Raw genomic sequence first — 21,940 nt, forward strand, 5'->3', positions numbered from 1 at the left:
GAGGAATATTAATAAATAACGCTTCGGTGTAATGCTAACTTCTGTATCGCTCATGACTTGAGCCCTATTTGAACAGAAGTTCCTATATGAAAGGAGTGTCTACCCAATGAACTTATTAATGGTTATTTTCGGACTTATCGCAATTCTAGCGGTCGTTGGTACAGTCCAAGCGTTCAAAGAGCGTAATGTTCTAAGTATTGTTTTCAACCTTGGAGCTGCCGTCATTTTTGGAGGCTTTACAATTGCAACAATCGTTTTTCAAGGTTACCCACCAACACTATAAGCTAATTAAAAAATAACATCATTCTTTGCGTAAACAAAGAATGATGTTATTTTTTTAATTAATTAAATCTAACCAAATTCTTTGTTCTCCCGTCTCAACATTCGTGATTGTTGTTGCCGAAGAGTCCGTGATGCAAGTTGCCCCAGAGGCTGAGCAGCGTAGAAAGCCTGTTGCGACGTCTTCACTTACCACTTGTTGTTGCCCGTCCTTTACCCGAATTAGGCGAAACGGAGAGCTTAATTCGTCCAATTGCCCACCTATTTCTGGTGCTCGTAAAAAGACCGTTTCATTGGATGACCAGTTCACTTCGGGAACGACCCATTCGGAATAATTACTAACAGCAGGTAATGTCCATTCTGACTGTACAGCTCCATCCAAATCGGATAGCTTGTATTGCGCATCCCCTGACGCACTCATCGTTACAGTCAATAACGATTGTTCGTATGTATCGAAATAAATAATGCCCTGCGTAGCTAAATCGGTCCACTCCTTGGTTTTCGGGTTAAAAAGAGAAAGTTCACTTCCATCTAACGCATGATCTTCTATATTACCAATGATAATTTGTTCTTTCCCAAACCATTTAGGAAATGGATCATCTATTGGAAGCAAACTCAATTCGGATTCTGCACCTTCAAATAGAAAAAGATCAAAAGTCCAATCTTCATAAAAGGCAGTAAGGATAAGAAGTGTGGAATCTAAATCATTCCACTCAATCTCCAACTCTGTAGAGGAAACTTCAACCTCATTTTGTAAAATACCATCTGTCGATAAGATCTTAATCGTTGCAGAGGTTGAATTATCACTTGTATGTAGTAATAGAAATTTTTTCGAGGGGTGGATGAGGACATCTACGATAATAGACTGCTCTTCATACAATGTAGTTACTTTACCTGTCGTTAAGTCAAAACTATTCACATTATAAAAACCTTCATTTTTTTCTACATAGACAATTTCTGTATCCGTTAGCCAATCTGCAACAAAATGGAATTTCGCTGGATCAGCAGTCAATACTTTTTGTTGTGCATTTTCAACTTCATCTATTTGTTCTGTTAGCTCGTTATCTACCGGATTTTCTTCTACACCGTCATCTATCACCTTCGCTACGCAGCCTGTCAGAAGCAGAACTGTAAGGCAGGAAGTGATCAATCTCATTTTCATGATGCCACCTCCATCCTCTATTGAATTAAGTTAAAAAAGGCTGCACGGAAAGTCCCGTGCAGAACCTCTTTATTCAGTCTGTTGACCTATTTTCATTGGAGATTTCTCAAAATCTTGTTGTTCCTTAAATCTGAGTAAATCCCCATTAATAATCATATCTGAATAGTTTAACTCTGTAGATGCACGTTCTATATATGATTCACATGCTGCAGGATCCACTTCTTCACCAGTCTCAGTGTCATAGCAAACATCCTGTGTGAAAACGACCTTATCCGTTACAAAACGCCCATCACGGAAAATAGCAAACGGTTCGTGGTCTGGAGAAAAGATATCCGCACCTAATTGCATATCTTCTTTTGTATCAATTCCCATCAAATGAAGAATCGTTGGTCTTAAGTCCACTTGTCCCGCCACTTCATCAATCGTTTTCCCTTCACCGTAACCAGGAATATGGATATACAAAGGAACTCGCTGTAATTTTGCATTATCATAAGGAGTAATTTCCTTATCTAAATACATCCCCATTGCTTTGTTATGATTTTCCGAAATACCATAATGGTCTCCATACATAACAATGATTGAGTTGTCATAAAGTCCACTTGCTTTCAAGTCCTCAAAAAGAACCTTAATTGCCTCATCCATATACCTAACTGCTTGGAAGTATTTATTTAACGTGTTCGAGTTAGACGTATATTCTGGAATAAGCTTATCTTCTTCATCTAAATCAAATGGGTGATGATTCGTCAATGTAATCAACCTTGAATAAAATGGCTGCGGCATATCTTTCATCAATTCAACCGATTGATTGAAAAACGGAATATCCTTCATTCCCCAGTTAACAGCTTCGCCTTCACCGACTACATAACTTTCAAGATCATAATACTTATCAATTCCAAGAGCCCCGTACATAATATCACGGTTCCAGAAGCTTCGGTTATTGGCATGCATTACATTTGTGAAGTAGCCTTCTTCTCCAAGTTGCGCGGCCATTGATTGATATTTATTTCCACTATGCGTGAAAAATACCGCACTGCCGTTTCTTGGATACAACGAGTTTTCAAGAATAAATTCAGAATCTGAAGTTTTTCCAAGTCCTGTCTGGTGATAAAAGTCAGAGAAATAGAATGTATCAGGATCCTTTGTCAACTCATTCAGGAATGGCGTAATAACGTGTCCATCCATCTCTTCATTAATAACGAAAGACTGCAAGGATTCAAGCGAGATGGCAATGATATTGCGACCTTTCGCAAGTCCGTACATTTCTGGGTTAGGAGCAGCGTAATTCGCATTAATATAGTTCCCTACTTCTACTAATTCACTGCCATCCGCAAGTGCACGTTGCGCATGCGATTTTGATTGGATGAACAAATCATAAATATGATAGTTATAGGTACCAATATTTTTTACAAGAAGCTCTCTATCAAAGCTACGTGTAAGTAGTTGGGGTCTTTCCATTTCTGCAAGTCCTAAATTGACCATCATCACGATAGCCGTTACGACAAAATAAATTTTTCTCGCAATTTTTCCACGTTGGTCACTCCGTTGTCCTTCTGGAATATAGCGAATCGCCAAATAGACAATGAGAACATCCGTGAAAAAGAAAATATCCGTCAAATGTAAGTTGGCGGTTACCGAGGAAGATAAATCTCCGAAGTTACTCGTTTGAAATAATACAGGTATTGTAATGAAATCATTAAAAAATCTATAGAATACTGCATTACTAAACATAATAACTGAAGTGATTGCACTTACTGACAGTAGATAGATATTACGTCTTTTCGTACTCTTCATGAATAGCGCAAGGCCATAAACAAATAAAAGGAAACTTAGCGGATTCAAAAAAAGAATGAATTCCTGCATCAGATTATCAATTTTCATATTGAAGCTGGTTAAATAGCCGAAATACGTTGTAAGCCAAGTTGCGATAATTGCGATGATGAGTACGGAATGTTTGGGCCATACTATGTTCTTCATTCCATCTCTCCCTTTCAAAAATAATTACTGCTTTAAACTGCACTATATAATAGACGGTATGATTGACAAAAAGTTTCATTATGGCAGTAGAAAAGTTAAAAAGAACTATAAATGTAGGACTATTCGCATAGTCCAGCTGACTCGTTACGCAGAATAAGTATTGCTTGTAAATAATCCTCCTGCATGAGAAGCCCGTTATCATACAAATCCTTCACTTCTGATAGTACCATTTCAATATCGTCACTTCGATTACCGGTGTAAATATATATTCCGTAACGTTTCAACAATTGAAGGACGCCAAAATAATCTTTCATGTTCAAACCTCATTTTCCTGACAAACTATTTCTCCTGTTACTGTAATTATTTTATGGACGGGTATGTCATGACTTTTCACGGGAACTAGCCCATTAATTTGACAGTCAAATGCCAAAGATAGCCTATGTCCATTATAATCAGCTAAATAGCGGTCATAATAACCGCCACCAAAACCAATTCGATACCCTTCGTTTGAAAATACAACTCCCGGTACAATTTGTAAATCAATCGAATCCTTTTCAACCGCGACCGTTTCAACGACGATCGGTTCTAATAGATCCATATAAACTGTTTCTAGATGAGTATATGACGTGATGAGACGAAAATCCATATCACGCGTTTCTTTTATGCATTTGGGCACCGTAACTCTTTTACCTGCTTCCCACGCCGCTTCAATAAGTGGTCTTGTATCCACTTCTGGAAATCGGGAGAGCGTCAGTCCAATTGTCTCAGCATCATGAAATTCAGCTGTTTGAATCAGACGATTGACAATGGCCAACGATAATTCTTTATGTTCATCACGATTCATATTATTCATAAGCGCTAGCACTTGGTTCCTCATTACTTTTTTAGTCATCGGTAATCCCCTTTCGGTTCTAAAAACTAAAAAAATGTAGGGTCCTGCATTGTTGTCCTGAGTGTAGCAATGAAAAAACCAAAACCGGTGAAGGTTTTGGCCTGAGCAATTATTTCGTTTCACGGTGCAAAGTTTGTTTCTTTTCACGTGAGCAGTATTTTTTCATTTCAATACGTTCCGGATTGTTACGTTTGTTTTTCTTTGAAATATAGTTGCGCTCACCGCATTCTGTGCAAGCAAGTGTAATATTTACGCGCATTATTGTCCCTCCCACTCATCAGGAATATAAAATTTATTATGAGCATGATTTATACGACTTATCAAGTGTATCACATAACCTAGATTTGTCTAGTAAAAAGATTGAAATTTCCTAAATGACTTGTCTATGGTAAAATGAAAACAAATTGATTCATCAAAGGAGTGGAGAAATGGACATTTCAATGATCCTACTCATCATCGGACTTATAAGCGTCATTGCTTCCTTTTTCGTCGGAAATTTTTCTAACAAATACGCAGATGAATTGGAAAAAGTTTCAATGAGTCTTCATGAGGAAACGAACGGTTTGAAAAAAAGAATTCGCATTGTGGAAGAAGAGTTAATGATTAACGCACAACCAATGCCTTCCGTAAACAAACGGAAAATGACTGCACAACCAAAAGCAAAGCCCATTCACAATATCATTATTAGTCAAATCCTATCACTCCATTCGCAAGGTTATTCCGTCAATGAAATCGCCAAGCGCTCCTCCCTATCCAATGAGGAGGTCATCACTGTTTTACATTCGAAAGGTGTGACAACATGATGCGAGATATACTGCGTACGCTCGGAGCTAGCTGTATTTTAGCAGGCGGGATTTTATATTTCACTCCGGATAATCAAGAAGCTGCTAATCCAGATGCACTGCAATTCAAAGAAGAAATAAGTAAGTTGAAAAGTGAGCTAGCTAAAACGAAAGAAGAGCTAGCTATCGCCCAAACGAAGTCTTCCACTGAGAAAACTGATGACAAAGTTGAACCTGAAGTCGTTGAAGGCGATGAGGATTTGAATGAACAGATTCTAATCATTGAAAGTGGTTCAACTTCTACTCTCGTTGCTGCTACCCTCGAAAGTTTAGGCATTATCCAGGACGCCAAAGCATTCGATGATTATCTTTCAGATAACGGACTAGCCGGCAAGATTCAGATTGGTGAGTATCAGCTAGATTCCTCAATGGATCTCCAAACAATCGCAAAAAAAATTACTAAATAAAAATAAGGAAGCCACGCGGCTTCCTTATTTTTATTTTTCAACCTCTTTGTCAACTGCCTTTATAATTGGCTGCGTAACAGTGGTTTCATTTACTTTTGCCCTGCTTGCTTTCAACTCAAAATATTTATCCACAGCTTGCTTAGTGACATCATTCTGTGCACCAATTTGGGGTTTGCTTGGATTTGTGGATACATGTGGAATGACCCAAGCGTAGGCAATTTCCGGATTTTCATAGGGAGCATAACCTACATGAGATAGATTGATGGTCTCATAGCCATTACTAAACGATTGCGCAGTACCTGTTTTTCCTGCTCCGTCATACGCTTTGCCAGCAAACATGTTTCTTGCCGTCCCGGATGGACCATATACATATTGCATCCCGCGCTTCACTTGTTCAATCTCCGCATCTGTATTCGCAATACGATTTAAAATCGTAACCCCTGTTTCCTGAATTAATGGCCCGAAAATTTCCCCATCTTCGGAAGGCTCACGTATTTCTTTTAATACTTTAGGCGCAATACGGTATCCGCCATTGGCAATCGTCGAAACATATTGCGCAAGCTGAAGGGGTGTATACGTATCGTACTGTCCAATAGAAAAGTCTAGTAATAAGCCTGTCAATGTATCCTTTCCAGGATACCCAGCTATCTCACCTGGTAAATCAATACCCGTCTTTGTTCCTAGACCAAACGAAGAAAACGATTGACGGAATCTATCAAAAGCTGTTTTATCGATTCTCATTGCCTCTCCAAATCTATAATTTCCTTTTCCCATTGCGATCGCAATCCTGAACATGTAAACGTTTGAAGATTTCCCAATTGCTTCGATATCATTTACCCGCACCCTGCCAAATTGATTAAAAAGTGATCTTTTATAAATTCCACCGATTTTAAGCGGTTCATCAATTTTCACTTCTCCGATACGTGCAGCGCCTTCCTGATAGCCAGTGAGCAAAGTCGCCAACTTCACTGTCGATCCAGCTTCATAGGAAGAAGTAAATGTGCCATACGTATAATCCCGTATTTCAAATTTCCCTGTATCCTTATTTTTGATTACTTGTTTGCCAACAAGCGACAGGACTTCACCGTTATTCGGATTCATCATCACAAAGAACGCCCTGTCCAACTCCTGTGCATTCGGACCCGCTTTCAATTCCAATAATTTCTCGGATACAATATCTTCGATTGCCAGTTGTAGCTCGCTATCAATTGTTAGCACAAGGTCCTTGCCAGGTTCTCCTTCTTTAATTGTTTTCGTTTCAACAATTCGTCCACTACGGTCTTTAATATTTTTCATTATCGTTTTTTGACCTTTTAGTAGTTCCTCATAGTATTGCTCAAAATAACTTTTACCAACACGGTCATTTCTTGCATAATCTCTAGCCAAAAAATAGTCCCTGCGTGAATTCGGAATCCCTTCAATTGGGGTTGATGTTGTACCAAGAATCGCATTGGTCGATTTTTTCACCCGATCCCAATCCGTTGTCGTGTTAACTCCCAATAGCTCAGGCTCACCAAGCCGTTCGGAAACGGACGCAAACTCTTCTTCCGTGACATTACCACTTTTGACGATTTGTGGCGAGTACGCATATCCTGACATCATTTCTCTGTATATGGCAAGCACTTCTAGCTCGTCCTCTGTAAAAGAATTAATTTCCTTATCTGTCACACGCTCTCGCGTCAGTCTATTCACTGCACGCTGGACTTCCGTGCGTGACGGTGTTCCATCTTCAGCAATCGCTTTCTCTTCTTCTTTTGATACTTTCGCATCTGCTTCTTCTGGATTATTCAAAATCCAGAAGTCTCTTTTATCACCTAGCGTGACTCTTTTCGTATCTTGCTCAATTAAGCCTGCAAGCTCTTGAGCAACTTTCAGCATATCAGCAGAGCTTGTCGAAGTCGTTTTTGTGTACGTAATGGCATTTTGGGGTTCATTGTCCACCATGACGGTTCCTAACCGATCAAACAATCTACCTCTAGGTATGCTTGTATTGACAGTATGCTCTTCTGTCTTCTCAAGCTCACGACTATAATCTTCCCCTTTGACAATTTGTAAGTAGCCTAATCGAAAAATAAGCATTGAAAAAAGAACGAAAATTGAAAAGAATAGGAAGTTCATACGAAATGCAATATGTTTTCGTTGGCGTATTTTCGCTTGATCAGCTTTATGCACCTGCTTTTTCAAATTATCTCCCTCCTTCTTCAATCATGAATTATAACACCAAAAAAAGAAAAAGCACAGACCTTGACGTTCAAGGTCTGTGCTTTGTTCCATTATTACGTGTATTGATTCATTATTTACCGAAACGTTTTGCAACTTCATCCCAGTTTACTACGTTCCAGAATGCAGCGATGTAGTCAGGACGGCGGTTTTGGTAGTGTAAGTAATACGCGTGCTCCCAAACATCAAGTCCTAGAAGTGGTGTATTGCCTTCCATGATTGGTGAATCTTGGTTTGGCGTAGAAGTAACTTCTAGCTCTCCATTGTTCAGTGATAACCAAGCCCAGCCTGATCCAAAACGAGTAGCGCCCGCTTTTGCGAACTCTTCTTTGAATGCGTCAAAGCTGCCGAATTTTTTATCAATTGCTTCAGCAAGTGCGCCAGTTGGTTGTCCACCACCATCAGCAGAAAGTTGTTCCCAGAATAGTGAGTGGTTTGCGTGGCCGCCACCGTTATTACGGACAGCCGTACGTGCCGCTTCAGGAACTGCATCAAGGTTTGCGATTAGGTCTTCAATTGACTTGCTTAGAAGCTCTTCGTTTCCTGCAAGTGCGTTATTCAAGTTCGTTACGTATGCGTTATGGTGTTTTGTGTGGTGAATATTCATCGTTTCTTTGTCAAAATGTGGTTCTAATGCATCGTATGCGTAAGGTAGTTCAGGTAGTTGGTAAGCCATTGTCAATTCCTCCTAGTGAATTAAAAAATTATCCTACACTTCAACATTATCAAAATTGTAAAAAGCGTTCAAATAAAATGTACTATTTGTGAACTTTCACCGAACAAAGAGGATAAAAATCACAATCATCACAACCATGATAAAGCCTTTTGTCACGACTGACGTTAAAAATCCAACGAGCGAACCGATACCTGTTTTGAATGATTGTTTCACATCGGAGCGCGTAACAATTAGTTCTGCAATGACAGCTCCCAAAAAGGGGCCGATTAAAATACCCGCGACAGGAATGACGAACGGACCGAGCAGCAGACCTATTGTACTGCCCCACATGCCCGCCTTCGAGCCACCAAATTTCTTTACTCCGACTAAATTGGACAAGGTATCCGCACCAAATAACAAAACAACGAATAATACTTGGATAATCCAAAAGAAAACATTCATCCCGTCGAAAGTGTGAATCCAACCATAAAGGAGAAAACCGCCTACTAAAAACAGAGCCGATGGAATGATTGGATACACAAGTCCGGCAAAAGCAATGATGAACAAAACGATTGCAGCAATCCAGCCTATCATTTCCATCAACTCAACTCCTTATCCTCTATTTCCTAAAATCGCTTCAGCGATATTTACTGCATGGTCACCTATACGCTCTAAGTTCGAGATGATATCGACAAAGACCATACCTGATTGCACGCTGCAACGACCTTCAGTAAGTCGTAAAATATGCGTTTTTCTAAATTTACGTTCCATTTTATCAATTAAGTCTTCTTGTTCAGCAACAGTTCTCGCTAATCCCATATCATTCAGATTGAGAGAATCTACTGCTTTTTGAACCGTTTCAATCGTCAAGGTGAACATCTCTGTTAGCTCTTCCATTGCATCTTCCGTTAATTTCACACGGTTAATATCGCGGAAATCGATGAGCTCGAGAATGTTTTCGAAATGATCTCCGATTCGTTCAATATCTCGTACCGAGTCCATGAGCATCACATGACGTGCAGATTCAATCGGTGAAAGACTTGCAGAAGAAATTCCAATCAAATAATCCGTGATTTTTCGATCTAGATTATTGATGGCATCTTCAATCTGACTTGCTCTTTCAGCATGTTTTTTATTGCCTGTCTTCAAGTATTCAAATGACTCCTGCATCCCTTGTACACTGAACTCACCCATGCGAACAATTTCTTCTTTTGCTTGGCCAATTGCAACGGCTGGTGACTGATCAATGAAATGCGGATCTAAATGCTTTGGCTTATATTCAATTGTCACGTCTTCACCCGGAATCACTTTGGTCACTAACCAGGCCCATGCTCCGATTAGTGGAAACTGGATAATTGTATTGGCTATGTTAAAGGAACCGTGTGCAAAGGCAATTTGCATTTTATTTTCAAGCGCTAGAACTCCTGACAACCATTCAACATAGGCAGTGAACGGTACAAGTAGCAGCAAGAATATAACTGTCCCCACAACATTGAAGAGAACATGCGTTGCCGCCGCTCGTTTTGCTGCAACCGAAGCACCAATGGACGCCAGCACCGCTGTAATCGTCGTCCCGATATTATCTCCGAAAAGAATCGGCAACGCACCGTCCAAATTGACAAGATTTTCAGCGTACAAACCTTGTAATATCCCAACAGTGGCGCTAGAACTTTGGACAATCAGTGTAAAGACTGTTCCGACAACTACACCAAGCATCGGTTGGTCACTCATCGAAACCATCATATCTGTAAAGGTTTCTAGTTCCCGTAATGGTTTCATGCCTCCACTCATCAATTCGAGCCCGAGGAACAGTCCACCAAATCCAAAAATGACTTCTCCAATATTTTTAACTCGACTTTTTTTGATGAAGAAAATAAGGAATGCCCCAACTGCCATGATTGGAAGTGCATATGCCCCGACATCAAGCCCAATGATAAATGCTGTGATGGTTGTCCCAATATTAGCACCCATAATAACACCAATCGCTTGGCGCAGTGTCATAAAGCCTGCACTAACAAGTCCCACAGTAATAACAGTCGTTCCAGAACTCGATTGAATAAGTACTGTAACGATAATCCCGACGAGCACGCCCATAAATGGGTTTGTCGTGAAGCGATCTAGAATGCTTCTAAGCCGATCGCCCGCTGTCTTTTGAAGCCCATCTCCCATATACTTTATTGCGAATAAGAATATCCCTAGTCCGCCTAAAAACTGGAACAGCATTTCCTGCCAGTTTACCTCCATTACGCAGTCAACCTCCATCATTCTTTATGTATAATAGCTTCCTATTATGTCGATAACATCAACGAATTGTAAATAGAAACGACTCAATCTTTACATTATCTTAACAATCGCTTTACAAATAACATCGCACCGCCAAATTTATACTTGACGACTCTTTGTAAAGAAAATGATAAACTATTTCTAGTAGAGGAGATGATACATATGAAATTCCATCAAATTTTTAAAGCATCTATATATGAACCGAAAAAACTAGCCGCATTCCGTTTGCTAAAAATCGGTAAGGTATTCCAATACGTGTTCTTATTCATAACACTCTTTACAGTCATTTCTTTTGTCCGTTATATCGCAGGAGATACTGTATTGTTCGAGGCATCCCCGGAGCTACTAGAACAAGGTCAATTGGTTGGCGGACTTATCTATCCAATCGCTTTCATCCTACAATTAGTCATTAGCACTCTTTATATTTTTCTACGTATTAGTATTTTCGCCTATATCGGTGTCGTTTTACTGCGACTGATGAAAAGACGAGGAGAATATCGCTTTATGTGGAACACTTCGGCTATCGCAGTGACAGTTCCCATTCTCGCAACCATTGCACTGGAATTCTTTCCATTCATGAGCGATTACAACATGTTTATCACTTCGCTCATCCATGTAGGCTATGTTGCCAGCGCGGCGAAGCATTACCCGAAGCTAGCAAAATGAATACTTCCCTTTCTAGTGCATATAGTGACGAAGGAGGGGATTACCATGAGAGTTCTACTACTTGCCTTACTATTATTCATAGCCTTTCACGTCATTCGAATGGACCTCGTAGAAGGGACCATTTCACTTTCTTCCTTCATTCGTGAGGAAGAGCCTGTACCTTGTGAGGAACAACTTACAGCCACTTCTATTCCAGTAACAACAGTCGTTGGAGATACGATTGAGACGTTGTTTGCACTCTATCCTGACCCACATATAGGCTTTCTAGATAGATTACATTCTTTTTATGCCCTCAATCCGCATCTTCAAAACCAGCAGCTTTTTGCGGGCGAGAAAATCGACCTTCCTCTTTCACGTATCCCAAGTAGCAATTGTACTGAATCCATTAGATAAGGGCTGTCCCTTGTCTTTTTACTATGTTGATTGTTAAAATAGATATAGTAATAAGGTCTAGACATTTTAAGGAGAGAAATAAATGAAACCAATGATAAACAGAGCAAACACACGTAAGGTCCGCGTCGGTAATTTGACGATCGGTGGAAGCGATGAGCTTTTCATCCAAAGTATGACGACAACCAAGACGCACGACGTCGAAGCTACAGTTGCAGAAATCTTGCGTTTAGAGGAAGCTGGATGCCAAATCGTTCGCGTTGCATGTCCAGATGAGCGGGCTGCCTACTCAATCAGGGCTATTAAAGAACGAATTAATATCCCGCTTGTCGTCGACATTCATTTCGATTACAAACTTGCGCTAATCGCCATTGAGCAAGGGGCGGATAAAATTCGCATTAATCCAGGTAATATTGGAAGACAGGCGAAAGTTGAAGCCGTTGTCAATGCTGCAAAAGCAAAAGGTATTCCGATTCGAATCGGTGTCAATGCTGGATCACTCGAGAAAAAAATTCTTGAAAAGTACGGCTATCCGACTGCAGATGGAATGGTAGAAAGTGCGCTTCACCATATTAAAATATTGGAAGACCTTGATTTTCATGACATCATCGTGTCTTTAAAAGCATCTGATGTCAATTTGGCAGTAGAGGCTTATCAGAAAGCCGCAGCTGCCTTCGATTATCCATTACACTTGGGAATTACCGAATCTGGTACACTGTTTGCAGGATCAATTAAGAGCGCAGCAGGTCTCGGAACACTTTTGTCAGCTGGTATCGGTAACACAATGCGTGTTTCGTTGAGCGCGGACCCTGTTCAGGAAATCAAAGTTGCACGTGAATTGTTAAAAATATTCGGTCTGTCCTCCAATGCGGCAACACTTATTTCTTGCCCTACTTGTGGACGCATTGAAATCGACCTCATTGCCATTGCCAATGAAGTTGAAGAGTATATTTCACATATCAAAGCACCTCTGAAAGTCGCGGTGCTCGGCTGTGCAGTCAACGGACCAGGCGAAGCACGCGAAGCGGATATCGGTATTGCCGGCGCGCGCGGCGAAGGTTTACTCTTTATGAAAGGTGAAATCGTTCGTAAAGTGCCTGAAGCAACGATGGTTGATGAACTGAAGATTGAAATTGATAAACTTGCTGAAGAATATTTTGAAAAGAAACGCCAGGAAGAATTATTGCTTCAAGCAGGAAAAACGGAATGAGAGATATCCGTTTCGGCATTGACATCGACGGTACGGTGACATGCCCTACTTCCCTGTTACCGCATATTAATGAACAATTCGGCTGTAATCTTGTACTTGACGATATTACAAAATATGACTTGACTGAGGCATTCCCAGTCGATAAAGATGTTTTCTGGCAGTGGTATACAGGGGCAGAAGCACATATTTACAGTACTTCTCCTGCACAAGCCTATGCTAAGAAAATATTGGATGACTGGCATGCACAGTTCGAATTGTTTTATATTTCCGCCCGCGGTCCACAGGTTTGGGATGCCACGGTAGATTGGTTCAAACGTGAAGAAATTCCGTACGACCATATCGAACTTGTCGGCAGTCATCATAAGATTGCAACAGCGAAAAAATTTGGCGTCCATGCTTTTTTTGAAGACAAGCATGACAATGCCGTGGAAATTCATGAAGAACTTAATATCCCTGTCATTCTATTCGATACACCGTATAATCGAGAGCCTATTCCCGAAGGTGTTATTCGTGTCAATGACTGGCAAGAAGCGAATGACTGGATTAAGAAATTGTTTCCGATTGAACAAGCTGTATTGAAATAAAAAATGGTGTGACACTCTACTAACTAGAGTGCCACACCATTTTTAATTCGCCACACATAACGGACATTTACCATAAATCTCAAACTTATGACCTTCAACTTCATAATCCGGTAAATTAACTGCAATCATTTCCATCGGACAATGCGGAATACTGCGTGTCTTACCGCAAGCTGTACAGATGAAGTGATGATGATGAACGCCAGGCTCGCATTGCATCCGGAAATGACGTTCTCCCGTCAAATCTGTTTCCTCCAAAATTCCGAGTTCTGCAAAGGTCGTGAGATTCCTATAAATCGTATCGAAACTAATGCCTGGATTATCTTGTTCCATAAAACCTCGTACTTCTGCTGCTGTTAAATAACGATCATTTTCTGAGAAAAACTGAAGAATCGTTTCTCGATTTTTCGTGCGTTTAAATTGCTTGTCTTGCAGTATACGCCATGCCTCATCGGGTGTCATACAATTCCCTCCTTCACAGCACGAGCATTGTAACCGGCCCGTAATTTATTCCAAACGAGAACGAGTAACAAAATTATGATAGACGTAACGACAATTGTTCCTCCAGGAGCAATATCTAAATAATAGGCTGTCACGAGTCCAACAATGACTGCCGTTTCCCCAAATACAATCGAGTAGATAATCGCCCCTTTGAAGCTTTTCGCCAGCTGCATAGCCGCTGCAACTGGAATCGTCATGAGCGAAGATACAAGCAAAATCCCGACAATGCGCATCGAAGCCCCTATCACGAGTGCTGTAATAATCATAAAGACCATCTGGATGTAACGTGAGTTCACACCAGACACTTTGGCATAATCCTGGTCAAACGACAAAGCAAACAATTCTTTATATAAAAAACGGATGTAAGCAATGACAATGATTGCGATAACAATGACAATGACAAGATCCTGTCTACTCACTGCCGACACCGAGCCAAACAAATAACCAATCAAATCAGAACCAAAGCCTTTTGATAACGAAATAAAAATCGCACCGAGTCCAATCCCTGCAGATAAAATGACCGGTATAGCGAGTTCTTCATAATGCCGATAAGCACCTCTCAATTTTTCAATAAGCAATGAGCCTCCGACCGCCGAAGCGATTCCAAGATACACCGGATTCAACGCAGCAAAAAACAGCACTTGCTGACTTAAGTATAGACTGCCAGCAATACCCGCCAACGCTACATGGCTTAGCGCATCCGCAATAAGCGCCAAACGCCTAACGACGATAAACAAGCCAAGCAGTGGAGCAATGATGCCAATGATCAAACCAGATAGAAATGCATTTTGCAGAAATTCATATGATAAAATTGCGCTAATCATTGCTCCACCTCCGCCGCTTGCTGGTGAATGCGCCGCACAGGATGGCCATACCATCTCGAAACATCTTGGTCTTCCATATTTTTATAGGCTGCTTGCACACCGTGAAAATGAATCGTCCGATTGAGACAGGCTACATGTGTCGCCAAATCAGTGACCAGGTCAATTTCATGTGTCACGAGTACAATGGCAATGCCATGCTCACGATTCAGCGTATTGAGCATAGAATAGAACGATGCAACATTTTGCTGATCAATTCCTACCGTTGGCTCATCCATTATGAGCAGGTCCGGCTTACCCGCTAGCGCCCGTGCAATGAAGATACGCTGCTGCTGGCCGCCAGATAATTGACCGATATTCTGCTTTGCAAATTTCTCCATTCCAACAATCTGAAGTGCTTCTAATGCCTGTTGCTCATTTTCCTTCGAAAAACTTTTAAATAAACCTACTTTTCGCGTCAAACCACTACGCACAACTTCAAGCACAGTTGCCGGGAAACCAGAGTTGAATGAATTCGATTTCTGCGACACATAGCCAATCCGTTCACGATGGTTAAATTTTTCCATATCCTCACCAAATAACTTCACTGACCCGCTCGCTGGTTTCAAAAGACCGAGAATAATATTAATAAGCGTCGATTTACCAGAACCATTCGGGCCAATGAGTGCCCAAAACTCCCCTTCCCCCACTCGGAGGGAAATATGATCAAGGGCGATTGATTGCTCATAACTAAAGCTTACATCGTCCAATTGAATAATTGTAGTTGTCATTTTGCTATCCTTCCCCTTAACAGTAACGATTACGATTCACTCGTCAAAGTATAAACGATTGAGCGAAAGGATACAACCTTTTAAGAAGGATGGTGGTTAGATGGATTATGCATATCTATTGAATGAAATGAAAATGAGAAGTGATGAAGATGTTAGACTTCTTGCGAGGCAATATGGTGTGGAACTATCAATTTCAGAAATCAAAGCACTCCGCCCTTTACTAGAGGACATTTCTTTCCGCTGGTTGTTCACAGGAGTTCCTGAATCATTTATTAGTAAAATTAGAAGAGTCATTGGCAATCAAAAAACCGAAATGATTTTCCAAAAGTATTTAGATATGACAAAATGATAATGCCCGTCTGCATGTACGATTTACACTTGCAGACGGGTTTCTCATTATTCAGCTCTTAATTGATCAATTTTTTCGGGTTGAAATGTTTTCGCCTTCAACATATCGATTTCAATTTTATATGGTGCCGATTTCTTTTTAGGATCCGCACCAATAAAAGGTGTTTCTAAGATTTTAGGAACGGCTTGGAACTTCGGATGATGAACGATATAAGATAGTGGTTCAAAGCCGATATGGCCGAATCCGATGTTCTCATGACGGTCCTTCATCGCTCCCCGTTCATTTTTACTGTCATTGACGTGAATGACAGAAATTCTGTCCAGTCCAACGATTTTATCGAACTCATTCAAAACGCCTTCAAAGTCACCAACGATATCATAGCCCGCATCATGGACGTGACACGTATCAAAACAGACGGATAACCGTTCGTTATGTTTTACACCGTCAATAATTTTGGCAATCTCATCAAAGTTCCGACCACATTCAGTCCCTTTACCCGCCATCGTTTCCAGCGCAATACGCACCGGGTAATCTTGAGAAAGCACCTCATTCAGCCCTTCGACAATTTTAGCAATTCCCAAATCCACGCCTGCTCCAACATGAGCGCCTGGGTGCAAAACGATTTGATTGATACCGAGCGCAGCCGTCCGTTCAATTTCCTTTTGTAAAAAAGTAACCCCTAGCTCAAATGTTTCCGGCTTTAACGTGTTTGCAATATTAATAATATACGGCGCATGGACAACGATATTTGACAATCCTTTGTCCTTCATATGCAGCTGCCCCGCCTCAATATTTAAGTCTTCAATGGGCTTCCTCCGCGTGTTCTGAGGTGCCCCTGTGTAAATCATAAAAGTACTCGCTCCATAGCTTGCGGCTTCTTCACTTGAGCCGAGTAGCATTTTACTGCCACTCATCGAGACGTGAGAGCCTAGCAATAATGGTTTATCGTTTGTCATTTTTTCGTGTCAATCTCCTTTCACGCTTTTTAAAACGTTCGACTTCCTGTGCCATTTTCTTTTTATAGCCTGGCTTGACCTTTGCTGGTTTTCGAACGAATGATGTTGCTTTGCGATCAATATCATCCTCTTCTTTTATACGGTTACGTCTCGCATGACGCTCTTTTACTTCAACCCACTCACCGTTTTTCACATCTTCGTGAATAAACGGAATACCCAGCTTCTCAATTTTAACAATCTTATCATCCTCGGATGGCTCGTACAATGTAATGGCAGTTCCTTCAAGGCCAGCACGCGCTGTACGTCCCACACGGTGGATGAAAAACTCCAGTTCGTCAGGTAGTTCGAAGTTGATAACATGACTCACGCCTGGAATATCAATACCGCGCGCTGCAAGATCTGTCGCTACGATATATTGGTATTCCAAATCACGAATTTGCTTCATCATACGCGTTCGCTCACGTGGTGTTAGATCACCGTGAATCTTCCCTGCTTTAATGCCATTTTCAGCGAGATAAGCAGCTAATCCATCTGCATTTTGACGTGTATTTGTGAAGATAATTGCCAAATAAGGGTTGACAGCTTCAATGACGTGCAGTAGCTTTTTCCTTTTATTCATACTGCGGACAGGTACAAGTGAGTAACGCATTCCTTCTGTCAACGGCTTACGTTCACCGATTTTCACATGAACAGGCGTTTCCATGTATTTATTCAAAAACGGCTTTAACTTTTCAGGAATCGTTGCAGAGAATACGTACATTTCAAGATCTGTAGGCATTTTCGATGCAAACTTGTCGATATCCTCGATAAAGCCCATATCAAACGCGAGGTCTGCTTCGTCAATGACTAATATTTTTGCTGTATGGATAGCAAGTGCTCCATTTTCAGCCATATCACTAATACGCCCCGGTGTTCCGACGACAATATGCGGATTCGCTTTCAACTTCCCTATCGAACGTTGCTTGTCAGTTCCACCAATTAGCAGTGAGCTACGTACATCAGTCCCTTGCGTCATTTTAACAAGCTCATCAAATAATTGTGTTGCCAGCTCTCTCGTTGGTGCTGAAATCACTGCTTGTAATTCATCGACAGTGGTATCTGTCCTTTCCAATACAGGAATAAGAAAGCTGTGAGATTTCCCTGTTCCTGTATGAGCTTGTCCAATTGCATTCGTCCCTTTCAGGATGAGTGGAATCATTTCTTTTTGAATCGGTGTCGGGTTTTCAAAGCCGAGCCTCCCGATAGCTTCCCGAATAAACGGTTTAAATTGATAATCAGTAAATTTAGACATTGTTGTTCCTCCTAATCGTAGTCATATTATAACATGATTCTGTTCCGCCGTATGCGATTTTCGCATAGTATACAATGTGAAAGTTCATTCTGATTAATTGAAAGGAGAATATGATGAGGTACGAATCCTTTTATCCGTTCGTGCAACAGCCAGCCACGCCACCGTCCATGGGACAAACGGGCTTCGGGTTGCCTCCACAAATGAACCCAATGCAGATGCCTGCTCCCCCCATGCAAAACGGTAGTCCAATGGGAAATCAAATAAATAATCCGCTTGGCGGTCCGGGTCAACAACAAGGTCCTTCAAAGATGGAATCTTATATGCAAACCGCCAACCAGTTTTTAAATACCGCACAACAATTTGCACCTATGGTTCAACAATTCGCACCTATGGTTCAAAATTTGCCTGCGATGTGGAGACTGTACAAAGGTTTCCAAGGCCTCCCAGCGGCTGGATCAGCAGTGGCCAGTGCTGGGGCGGCTTCTAGTGCTTCGTCAGCAGCAAGTGGCTCAGTCGGTGCATCCATTCCTCGCATTTTCCAACCTTAAATTTTATAATTTTGAACTTGAAAGAGTAAGGAGTTCAAGCTCCTTACTCTTTCAAGTTTGTCTCCGGTCGAGATCACAGATTTTGATTTTCGCCAACACAATTCGAAATTTGGACGCAATTTCACTGCGGCGAAATTGAATCTACTCAAAAACTCAGCTATAATAGATGATAGATCCTATTTAGAGGAGTGACAATATATGAAAGTGTTGAAGATTTCCCCTAGAGGGTATTGCTACGGGGTTGTCGATGCAATGATTATCGCAAGAAATGCGGCACTCGACAAAACTTTGCCGAGACCCATCTATATATTAGGGATGATTGTTCATAATAAGCATGTGACGGATGCTTTTGAAGAAGACGGTATCATCACACTCGACGGTGAAAATCGTTTGGAAATTCTGGAGAAAGTCGAGACGGGTACCGTTATTTTCACAGCACACGGTGTATCACCTGAAGTACGTGAGCTGGCGAAAAGAAAGGGACTTGTTTCTATCGATGCAACTTGTCCAGATGTTACTGTTACACATGATTTAATTGAGGAAAAGACGGAGGAAGGCTATGATATTGTTTACATCGGTAAAAAATATCACCCTGAGCCTGAGGGTGCAATCGGAGTAGCACCTCATGCCGTTCACCTAATTGAAACATTAGAAGATGTTGAAAGCTTAAACGTCAATAATAGCAAGTTACTCGTCACGAACCAAACGACGATGAGTCAATGGGATGTCATTCATATTATGGATGCTCTCAAAGTGAAGTATCCACATATCGAAGTGCATAAGGAAATTTGCATGGCGACTCAAGTTAGACAGGAAGCCGTTGCCGAACAAGCCGGTCAATCCGACCTTCTCATTGTCGTCGGCGATCCGAAAAGTAATAACTCAAACCGCCTCACACAAGTATCCGTTGAAATTGCGGACACACCTTCGTACCGTATTTCTGATGTGTCTGAGCTCGATGTTAGTTGGCTAACGGGCGTTGAAACGGTATCAGTTACTGCTGGCGCTTCCACACCAACATTGATTGTACGTGAGGTTATTGCCTTTCTAGAGAAATTCGATGTAGAAGATCCTTCGACACATCACCCAGAGCGCAAATTCGCATTGGAAAAAATTCTACCCAAAATTAAAAACCCAACACCTGTTGATCGTATTGAACCATACGCGACAACATAAAATGAACCGACCTCCATTTCTGGGAGGTCGGTCCTTTTTTTAGTAGGTTAAATAAATTGAAATGGTTCTGTAATAACTGCCGATTCAATGAACTTTACATTGTACCCCGCTTTTGCACATGCATCCTGCATATAATCTGCAACACCTGCAATCATTACTTTTTCAATATTATGCCCCGGATCTATGACAGCAAGTCCCATCGCCTCTGCGTCATGTGCCACATGGTAATATAAATCCCCTGTGACCAACACATCTGCACCGGCTCTTTTGGCAGCACCGATATATTTATTGCCATCGCCACCTAGTACTGCAACTTTTTGAATTTGCTTATTTGGATTACCGACAAAACGTAGGGCTGGCACACCGAATACCTGTTTTACATGTTCAGCAAACTGTGCAACCGTCGTTTTTTCCTCCAGTTTACCTATGCGACCGAGACCGTATTCATTGGTCCGCTGATCGAGGACAAAAAAATCATACGCTGGTTCTTCATAAGGATGTGCCATCAGCATAGCCTTTAGCACTTTATTGCGAATCGTACCCGGCAGAACAACTTCAATTTTTTCTTCATGGACTTCCCCACCTTTTCCCACTTCCCCAATATACGGTTCAGCCCCTTCAACTGGCGTAAAACGACCTGTCCCCGTAGAGCTAAAGCTACATCCAGTGTAATCGCCAATTGCACCTGCCCCCGCCTGTGCCAATGCCTTCCTAAGATCATCTGTATGCGTGACTGGGCTAAAAATAACAAGTTTGTACAAAGGCTCGGAGAAGGTCGGTTCAACAACTACTGTATCAAGTAACCCTAGCTTTTCAGCGAGCATATCATTGACACCACCAGGAGCGACGTCTAAATTGGTATGTGCCGCATAAACAGCAATATCGTTTTTTACGCATTTCTCAATCATTCTTCCTTGGGGCGTATCCGTTACTAAGTTTTTCAACGGTCTGAAAAGGGGTGGATGATGAGCAATAATAAGATTGGCACCACTTCGAATCGCCTCATCAATTACTTCCTCATTGACATCCAATGTGATAAGTACTTTTTCTACCGAGCAATTTAATTGGCCGATATGAAGACCTACAGGGTCCCCCTCCATAGCAAAACGTTTTGGAGACCATTGCTCGAAAAGGTTAATGATTTCATGTCCATTTACATTTTTCATGTTGCCAACACCTTTCCAACAAAGTCGATATGCCTTATAAGCTCATTCTTCCGCGCTTCAATTGTAGCTGTTTGCTCTGCCTGTTCCAGAGAGACTAGCACGCGTTGCCATTCCTCCAATTCTTTCTGCCATTTTTCCAAAAAGACAGCTGATTTAGATTGAAGTAAGAAAGGTCCAACGAGTAGTTCCAGTTCGTTGTATGTAGCTACTCCTTTTTCCAAAACAATGATTTCATATATTTTTCCATCTTCCTTCAAAATCATCTCTTCAATTATGAGCCATTCATTCGCAATCGCCCATTCACGTATTGCTTTCGCATAAATATTCGGCTGCGCAATGATACGCTTAACTCCGTAAAGTCGACTTTTTCCACTTTCCAAAATGTTGGCGATAAGTGGTCCACCCATCCCTGCGATTGTCACGGTGTCGACCTCGTCACCTTCTTCAATCGCAAGCAATCCATTCGCCAATCTTACAGTTACCGCAGATGAGAGCCCTTCACGTCGAACGTTTCGGATTGCAGATTCATATGGTCCCTTGACAACCTCCCCCGCAATTGCCCGATTAATAATTCCATTATGAACAAGGAAGCAAGGCAAATAGGCATGATCACTTCCAATATCTGCAACAACAGACCCTGTTTCGACAAAAGAAGCAACCGTAGCCAATCGAGTTGATAAACGTACTGTGTTCACATTATCCTCACCTTTCACTGTTAGTATATAGTCAATAGTGTACCATTTTAGTCAATAGAAAAAAGCTGTCAGTCGACAGAGTTCTTCTGCTGACTGACAGCTCTTG

The 21,940-nt window shown here is 41.3% G+C and carries 26 protein-coding genes; 10 read left to right on the forward strand and 16 right to left on the reverse strand.

Features of this window, described 5'->3' with window-relative positions; translation table 11 throughout:
* The first annotated feature begins 106 nt into the window (after positions 1–106).
* The gene (locus R2B77_RS00720; protein ID WP_203246915.1) at positions 107–283 is read left to right on the forward strand and encodes a DUF2759 domain-containing protein; all 177 of its coding nucleotides are present in this window, start codon (positions 107–109) and stop codon (positions 281–283) included.
* 54 nt (positions 284–337) lie between these two features.
* On the opposite strand, the gene R2B77_RS00725 is transcribed toward R2B77_RS00720, so the two are convergent.
* From R2B77_RS00725 to rpmG, 5 genes are all read right to left on the reverse strand, one after another.
* The gene (locus R2B77_RS00725) at positions 338–1,441 is read right to left on the reverse strand and encodes a YqgU-like beta propeller domain-containing protein (protein ID WP_203246914.1); all 1,104 of its coding nucleotides are present in this window, start codon (positions 1,439–1,441) and stop codon (positions 338–340) included.
* A 69-nt stretch (positions 1,442–1,510) separates the two neighbouring features.
* Complete coding sequence (locus R2B77_RS00730; RefSeq protein WP_203246913.1) at positions 1,511–3,415, reverse strand: LTA synthase family protein; 1,905 nt, start codon at positions 3,413–3,415, stop codon at positions 1,511–1,513.
* Positions 3,416–3,534: 119 nt separating this feature from the next.
* Positions 3,535–3,729 (reverse strand): YqgQ family protein, encoded by a 195-nt coding sequence (locus R2B77_RS00735; protein ID WP_212391270.1) that lies wholly within the window; start codon positions 3,727–3,729, stop codon positions 3,535–3,537.
* A gap of 2 nt (positions 3,730–3,731) precedes the next feature.
* Positions 3,732–4,307 (reverse strand): 5-formyltetrahydrofolate cyclo-ligase, encoded by a 576-nt coding sequence (locus tag R2B77_RS00740; RefSeq protein ID WP_203246911.1) that lies wholly within the window; start codon positions 4,305–4,307, stop codon positions 3,732–3,734.
* A gap of 109 nt (positions 4,308–4,416) precedes the next feature.
* A complete protein-coding gene (gene rpmG, locus R2B77_RS00745; RefSeq protein WP_179391711.1) occupies positions 4,417–4,566 on the reverse strand; it encodes a 50S ribosomal protein L33 in 150 nt (49 codons plus the stop codon).
* Positions 4,567–4,735: 169 nt separating this feature from the next.
* On the opposite strand from rpmG, the gene R2B77_RS00750 reads away from it, so the two are divergent.
* Positions 4,736–5,110 carry a hypothetical protein gene (locus R2B77_RS00750; RefSeq protein ID WP_203246910.1) on the forward strand — a complete coding sequence of 125 codons (375 nt, stop codon included), beginning with the start codon at positions 4,736–4,738 and terminating at the stop codon, positions 5,108–5,110.
* Positions 5,107–5,556, forward strand: a complete 450-nt coding sequence (locus tag R2B77_RS00755) for a hypothetical protein (protein WP_322555616.1) — start codon at positions 5,107–5,109, stop codon at positions 5,554–5,556. Before R2B77_RS00750 ends, R2B77_RS00755 begins: the two co-directional genes overlap by 4 nt.
* 30 nt (positions 5,557–5,586) lie before the next feature.
* Here R2B77_RS00755 and R2B77_RS00760 read toward each other — a convergent pair whose 3' ends face one another.
* The 4 genes from R2B77_RS00760 to R2B77_RS00775 form a co-directional block, all read right to left on the reverse strand.
* Positions 5,587–7,740 (reverse strand): peptidoglycan D,D-transpeptidase FtsI family protein, encoded by a 2,154-nt coding sequence (locus R2B77_RS00760; protein ID WP_203246908.1) that lies wholly within the window; start codon positions 7,738–7,740, stop codon positions 5,587–5,589.
* Between the two features lie 109 nt (positions 7,741–7,849).
* Positions 7,850–8,452 carry a superoxide dismutase gene (locus R2B77_RS00765; RefSeq protein WP_203246907.1) on the reverse strand — a complete coding sequence of 201 codons (603 nt, stop codon included), beginning with the start codon at positions 8,450–8,452 and terminating at the stop codon, positions 7,850–7,852.
* 96 nt (positions 8,453–8,548) lie between these two features.
* Positions 8,549–9,031, reverse strand: coding sequence for a DUF456 domain-containing protein (locus tag R2B77_RS00770; RefSeq protein ID WP_203246906.1), 483 nt, complete (start codon positions 9,029–9,031; stop codon positions 8,549–8,551).
* Between the two features lie 12 nt (positions 9,032–9,043).
* Positions 9,044–10,675, reverse strand: a complete 1,632-nt coding sequence (locus R2B77_RS00775; protein ID WP_212391268.1) for a Na/Pi cotransporter family protein — start codon at positions 10,673–10,675, stop codon at positions 9,044–9,046.
* A gap of 201 nt (positions 10,676–10,876) precedes the next feature.
* Between R2B77_RS00775 and R2B77_RS00780 the strand changes: the two genes are divergently transcribed.
* The 4 genes from R2B77_RS00780 (at position 10,877) to R2B77_RS00795 (ending at position 13,564) form a co-directional block, all read left to right on the forward strand.
* Positions 10,877–11,380, forward strand: coding sequence for a DUF1189 family protein (locus R2B77_RS00780; RefSeq protein ID WP_203246905.1), 504 nt, complete (start codon positions 10,877–10,879; stop codon positions 11,378–11,380).
* A 45-nt stretch (positions 11,381–11,425) separates the two neighbouring features.
* Positions 11,426–11,773: a hypothetical protein gene (locus R2B77_RS00785; protein ID WP_203246904.1), complete on the forward strand. Its 348-nt coding sequence runs from the start codon at positions 11,426–11,428 to the stop codon at positions 11,771–11,773.
* A gap of 82 nt (positions 11,774–11,855) precedes the next feature.
* Entirely contained in the window at positions 11,856–12,980 is a 1,125-nt protein-coding gene (ispG, locus tag R2B77_RS00790; RefSeq protein WP_322555617.1) for a flavodoxin-dependent (E)-4-hydroxy-3-methylbut-2-enyl-diphosphate synthase, read from the forward strand.
* Positions 12,977–13,564, forward strand: a complete 588-nt coding sequence (locus R2B77_RS00795; RefSeq protein ID WP_203246903.1) for a 5' nucleotidase, NT5C type — start codon at positions 12,977–12,979, stop codon at positions 13,562–13,564. The genes ispG and R2B77_RS00795 overlap by 4 nt, the downstream gene beginning before the upstream one ends.
* Before the next feature lie 42 nt (positions 13,565–13,606).
* Here the strand turns inward: R2B77_RS00795 and R2B77_RS00800 are convergent, their stop codons facing one another.
* The 3 genes from R2B77_RS00800 to R2B77_RS00810 are packed head-to-tail and all read right to left on the reverse strand — an operon-like array spanning position 13,607 to position 15,653.
* Complete coding sequence (locus tag R2B77_RS00800) at positions 13,607–14,023, reverse strand: Fur family transcriptional regulator (RefSeq protein WP_203246902.1); 417 nt, start codon at positions 14,021–14,023, stop codon at positions 13,607–13,609.
* Entirely contained in the window at positions 14,020–14,886 is an 867-nt protein-coding gene (locus R2B77_RS00805) for a metal ABC transporter permease (protein WP_203246901.1), read from the reverse strand. The genes R2B77_RS00800 and R2B77_RS00805 overlap by 4 nt, the downstream gene beginning before the upstream one ends.
* On the reverse strand, positions 14,883–15,653 hold the full coding sequence (locus R2B77_RS00810) for a metal ABC transporter ATP-binding protein (protein WP_203246900.1): 771 nt from the start codon (positions 15,651–15,653) through the stop codon (positions 14,883–14,885). The genes R2B77_RS00805 and R2B77_RS00810 overlap by 4 nt, the downstream gene beginning before the upstream one ends.
* Before the next feature lie 100 nt (positions 15,654–15,753).
* On the opposite strand from R2B77_RS00810, the gene R2B77_RS00815 reads away from it, so the two are divergent.
* The gene (locus tag R2B77_RS00815) at positions 15,754–16,002 is read left to right on the forward strand and encodes a hypothetical protein (protein WP_203246899.1); all 249 of its coding nucleotides are present in this window, start codon (positions 15,754–15,756) and stop codon (positions 16,000–16,002) included.
* Between the two features lie 47 nt (positions 16,003–16,049).
* Here the strand turns inward: R2B77_RS00815 and R2B77_RS00820 are convergent, their stop codons facing one another.
* Both R2B77_RS00820 and R2B77_RS00825 read right to left on the reverse strand, forming a co-directional pair.
* A complete protein-coding gene (locus R2B77_RS00820) occupies positions 16,050–16,958 on the reverse strand; it encodes a deoxyribonuclease IV (protein ID WP_203246898.1) in 909 nt (302 codons plus the stop codon).
* Entirely contained in the window at positions 16,945–18,249 is a 1,305-nt protein-coding gene (locus tag R2B77_RS00825) for a DEAD/DEAH box helicase (RefSeq protein ID WP_203246897.1), read from the reverse strand. Before R2B77_RS00825 ends, R2B77_RS00820 begins: the two co-directional genes overlap by 14 nt.
* Positions 18,250–18,362: 113 nt before the next feature.
* Here R2B77_RS00825 and vrrA point away from each other — a divergent pair, with 113 nt between their 5' ends.
* Positions 18,363–18,797 carry a VrrA/YqfQ family protein gene (gene vrrA, locus R2B77_RS00830; protein WP_203246896.1) on the forward strand — a complete coding sequence of 145 codons (435 nt, stop codon included), beginning with the start codon at positions 18,363–18,365 and terminating at the stop codon, positions 18,795–18,797.
* A 198-nt stretch (positions 18,798–18,995) separates the two neighbouring features.
* Positions 18,996–19,973: a 4-hydroxy-3-methylbut-2-enyl diphosphate reductase gene (locus R2B77_RS00835; RefSeq protein ID WP_203246895.1), complete on the forward strand. Its 978-nt coding sequence runs from the start codon at positions 18,996–18,998 to the stop codon at positions 19,971–19,973.
* 47 nt (positions 19,974–20,020) lie between these two features.
* On the opposite strand, the gene R2B77_RS00840 is transcribed toward R2B77_RS00835, so the two are convergent.
* Together R2B77_RS00840 and R2B77_RS00845 are read right to left on the reverse strand one after the other, a co-directional pair.
* Positions 20,021–21,139, reverse strand: a complete 1,119-nt coding sequence (locus R2B77_RS00840) for a Nif3-like dinuclear metal center hexameric protein (RefSeq protein WP_203246894.1) — start codon at positions 21,137–21,139, stop codon at positions 20,021–20,023.
* Positions 21,136–21,834 (reverse strand): tRNA (adenine(22)-N(1))-methyltransferase, encoded by a 699-nt coding sequence (locus tag R2B77_RS00845; RefSeq protein ID WP_203246893.1) that lies wholly within the window; start codon positions 21,832–21,834, stop codon positions 21,136–21,138. Before R2B77_RS00845 ends, R2B77_RS00840 begins: the two co-directional genes overlap by 4 nt.
* Between the last annotated feature and the right edge of the window lie 106 nt (positions 21,835–21,940).

This window comes from Sporosarcina beigongshangi (genome assembly GCF_033485195.1).
Taxonomy (GTDB): Bacteria; Bacillota; Bacilli; order Bacillales_A; family Planococcaceae; genus Sporosarcina; species Sporosarcina beigongshangi.

Bases quoted from the DNA above. Each gene is read 5' to 3' on its own strand.
- R2B77_RS00755 (WP_322555616.1), top strand. From the start codon at position 5,107: ATGATGCGAGATATACTGCGTACGCTCGGAGCTAGCTGTATTTTAGCA.
- R2B77_RS00775 (WP_212391268.1), bottom strand. From the start codon at position 10,675: ATGGAGGTAAACTGGCAGGAAATGCTGTTCCAGTTTTTAGGCGGACTA.
- R2B77_RS00740 (WP_203246911.1), bottom strand. From the start codon at position 4,307: ATGACTAAAAAAGTAATGAGGAACCAAGTGCTAGCGCTTATGAATAAT.
- R2B77_RS00795 (WP_203246903.1), top strand. From the start codon at position 12,977: ATGAGAGATATCCGTTTCGGCATTGACATCGACGGTACGGTGACATGC.
- R2B77_RS00835 (WP_203246895.1), top strand. From the start codon at position 18,996: ATGAAAGTGTTGAAGATTTCCCCTAGAGGGTATTGCTACGGGGTTGTC.
- R2B77_RS00800 (WP_203246902.1), bottom strand. From the start codon at position 14,023: ATGACACCCGATGAGGCATGGCGTATACTGCAAGACAAGCAATTTAAA.
- R2B77_RS00765 (WP_203246907.1), bottom strand. From the start codon at position 8,452: ATGGCTTACCAACTACCTGAACTACCTTACGCATACGATGCATTAGAA.
- ispG (WP_322555617.1), top strand. From the start codon at position 11,856: ATGAAACCAATGATAAACAGAGCAAACACACGTAAGGTCCGCGTCGGT.
- R2B77_RS00820 (WP_203246898.1), bottom strand. From the start codon at position 16,958: ATGACAAACGATAAACCATTATTGCTAGGCTCTCACGTCTCGATGAGT.
- R2B77_RS00840 (WP_203246894.1), bottom strand. From the start codon at position 21,139: ATGAAAAATGTAAATGGACATGAAATCATTAACCTTTTCGAGCAATGG.
- R2B77_RS00810 (WP_203246900.1), bottom strand. From the start codon at position 15,653: ATGACAACTACAATTATTCAATTGGACGATGTAAGCTTTAGTTATGAG.
- R2B77_RS00725 (WP_203246914.1), bottom strand. From the start codon at position 1,441: ATGAAAATGAGATTGATCACTTCCTGCCTTACAGTTCTGCTTCTGACA.
- R2B77_RS00825 (WP_203246897.1), bottom strand. From the start codon at position 18,249: ATGTCTAAATTTACTGATTATCAATTTAAACCGTTTATTCGGGAAGCT.
- R2B77_RS00750 (WP_203246910.1), top strand. From the start codon at position 4,736: ATGGACATTTCAATGATCCTACTCATCATCGGACTTATAAGCGTCATT.
- R2B77_RS00815 (WP_203246899.1), top strand. From the start codon at position 15,754: ATGGATTATGCATATCTATTGAATGAAATGAAAATGAGAAGTGATGAA.
- R2B77_RS00780 (WP_203246905.1), top strand. From the start codon at position 10,877: ATGAAATTCCATCAAATTTTTAAAGCATCTATATATGAACCGAAAAAA.
- R2B77_RS00770 (WP_203246906.1), bottom strand. From the start codon at position 9,031: ATGGAAATGATAGGCTGGATTGCTGCAATCGTTTTGTTCATCATTGCT.
- R2B77_RS00720 (WP_203246915.1), top strand. From the start codon at position 107: ATGAACTTATTAATGGTTATTTTCGGACTTATCGCAATTCTAGCGGTC.
- vrrA (WP_203246896.1), top strand. From the start codon at position 18,363: ATGAGGTACGAATCCTTTTATCCGTTCGTGCAACAGCCAGCCACGCCA.
- R2B77_RS00735 (WP_212391270.1), bottom strand. From the start codon at position 3,729: ATGAAAGATTATTTTGGCGTCCTTCAATTGTTGAAACGTTACGGAATA.
- R2B77_RS00730 (WP_203246913.1), bottom strand. From the start codon at position 3,415: ATGAAGAACATAGTATGGCCCAAACATTCCGTACTCATCATCGCAATT.
- R2B77_RS00785 (WP_203246904.1), top strand. From the start codon at position 11,426: ATGAGAGTTCTACTACTTGCCTTACTATTATTCATAGCCTTTCACGTC.
- rpmG (WP_179391711.1), bottom strand. From the start codon at position 4,566: ATGCGCGTAAATATTACACTTGCTTGCACAGAATGCGGTGAGCGCAAC.
- R2B77_RS00805 (WP_203246901.1), bottom strand. From the start codon at position 14,886: ATGATTAGCGCAATTTTATCATATGAATTTCTGCAAAATGCATTTCTA.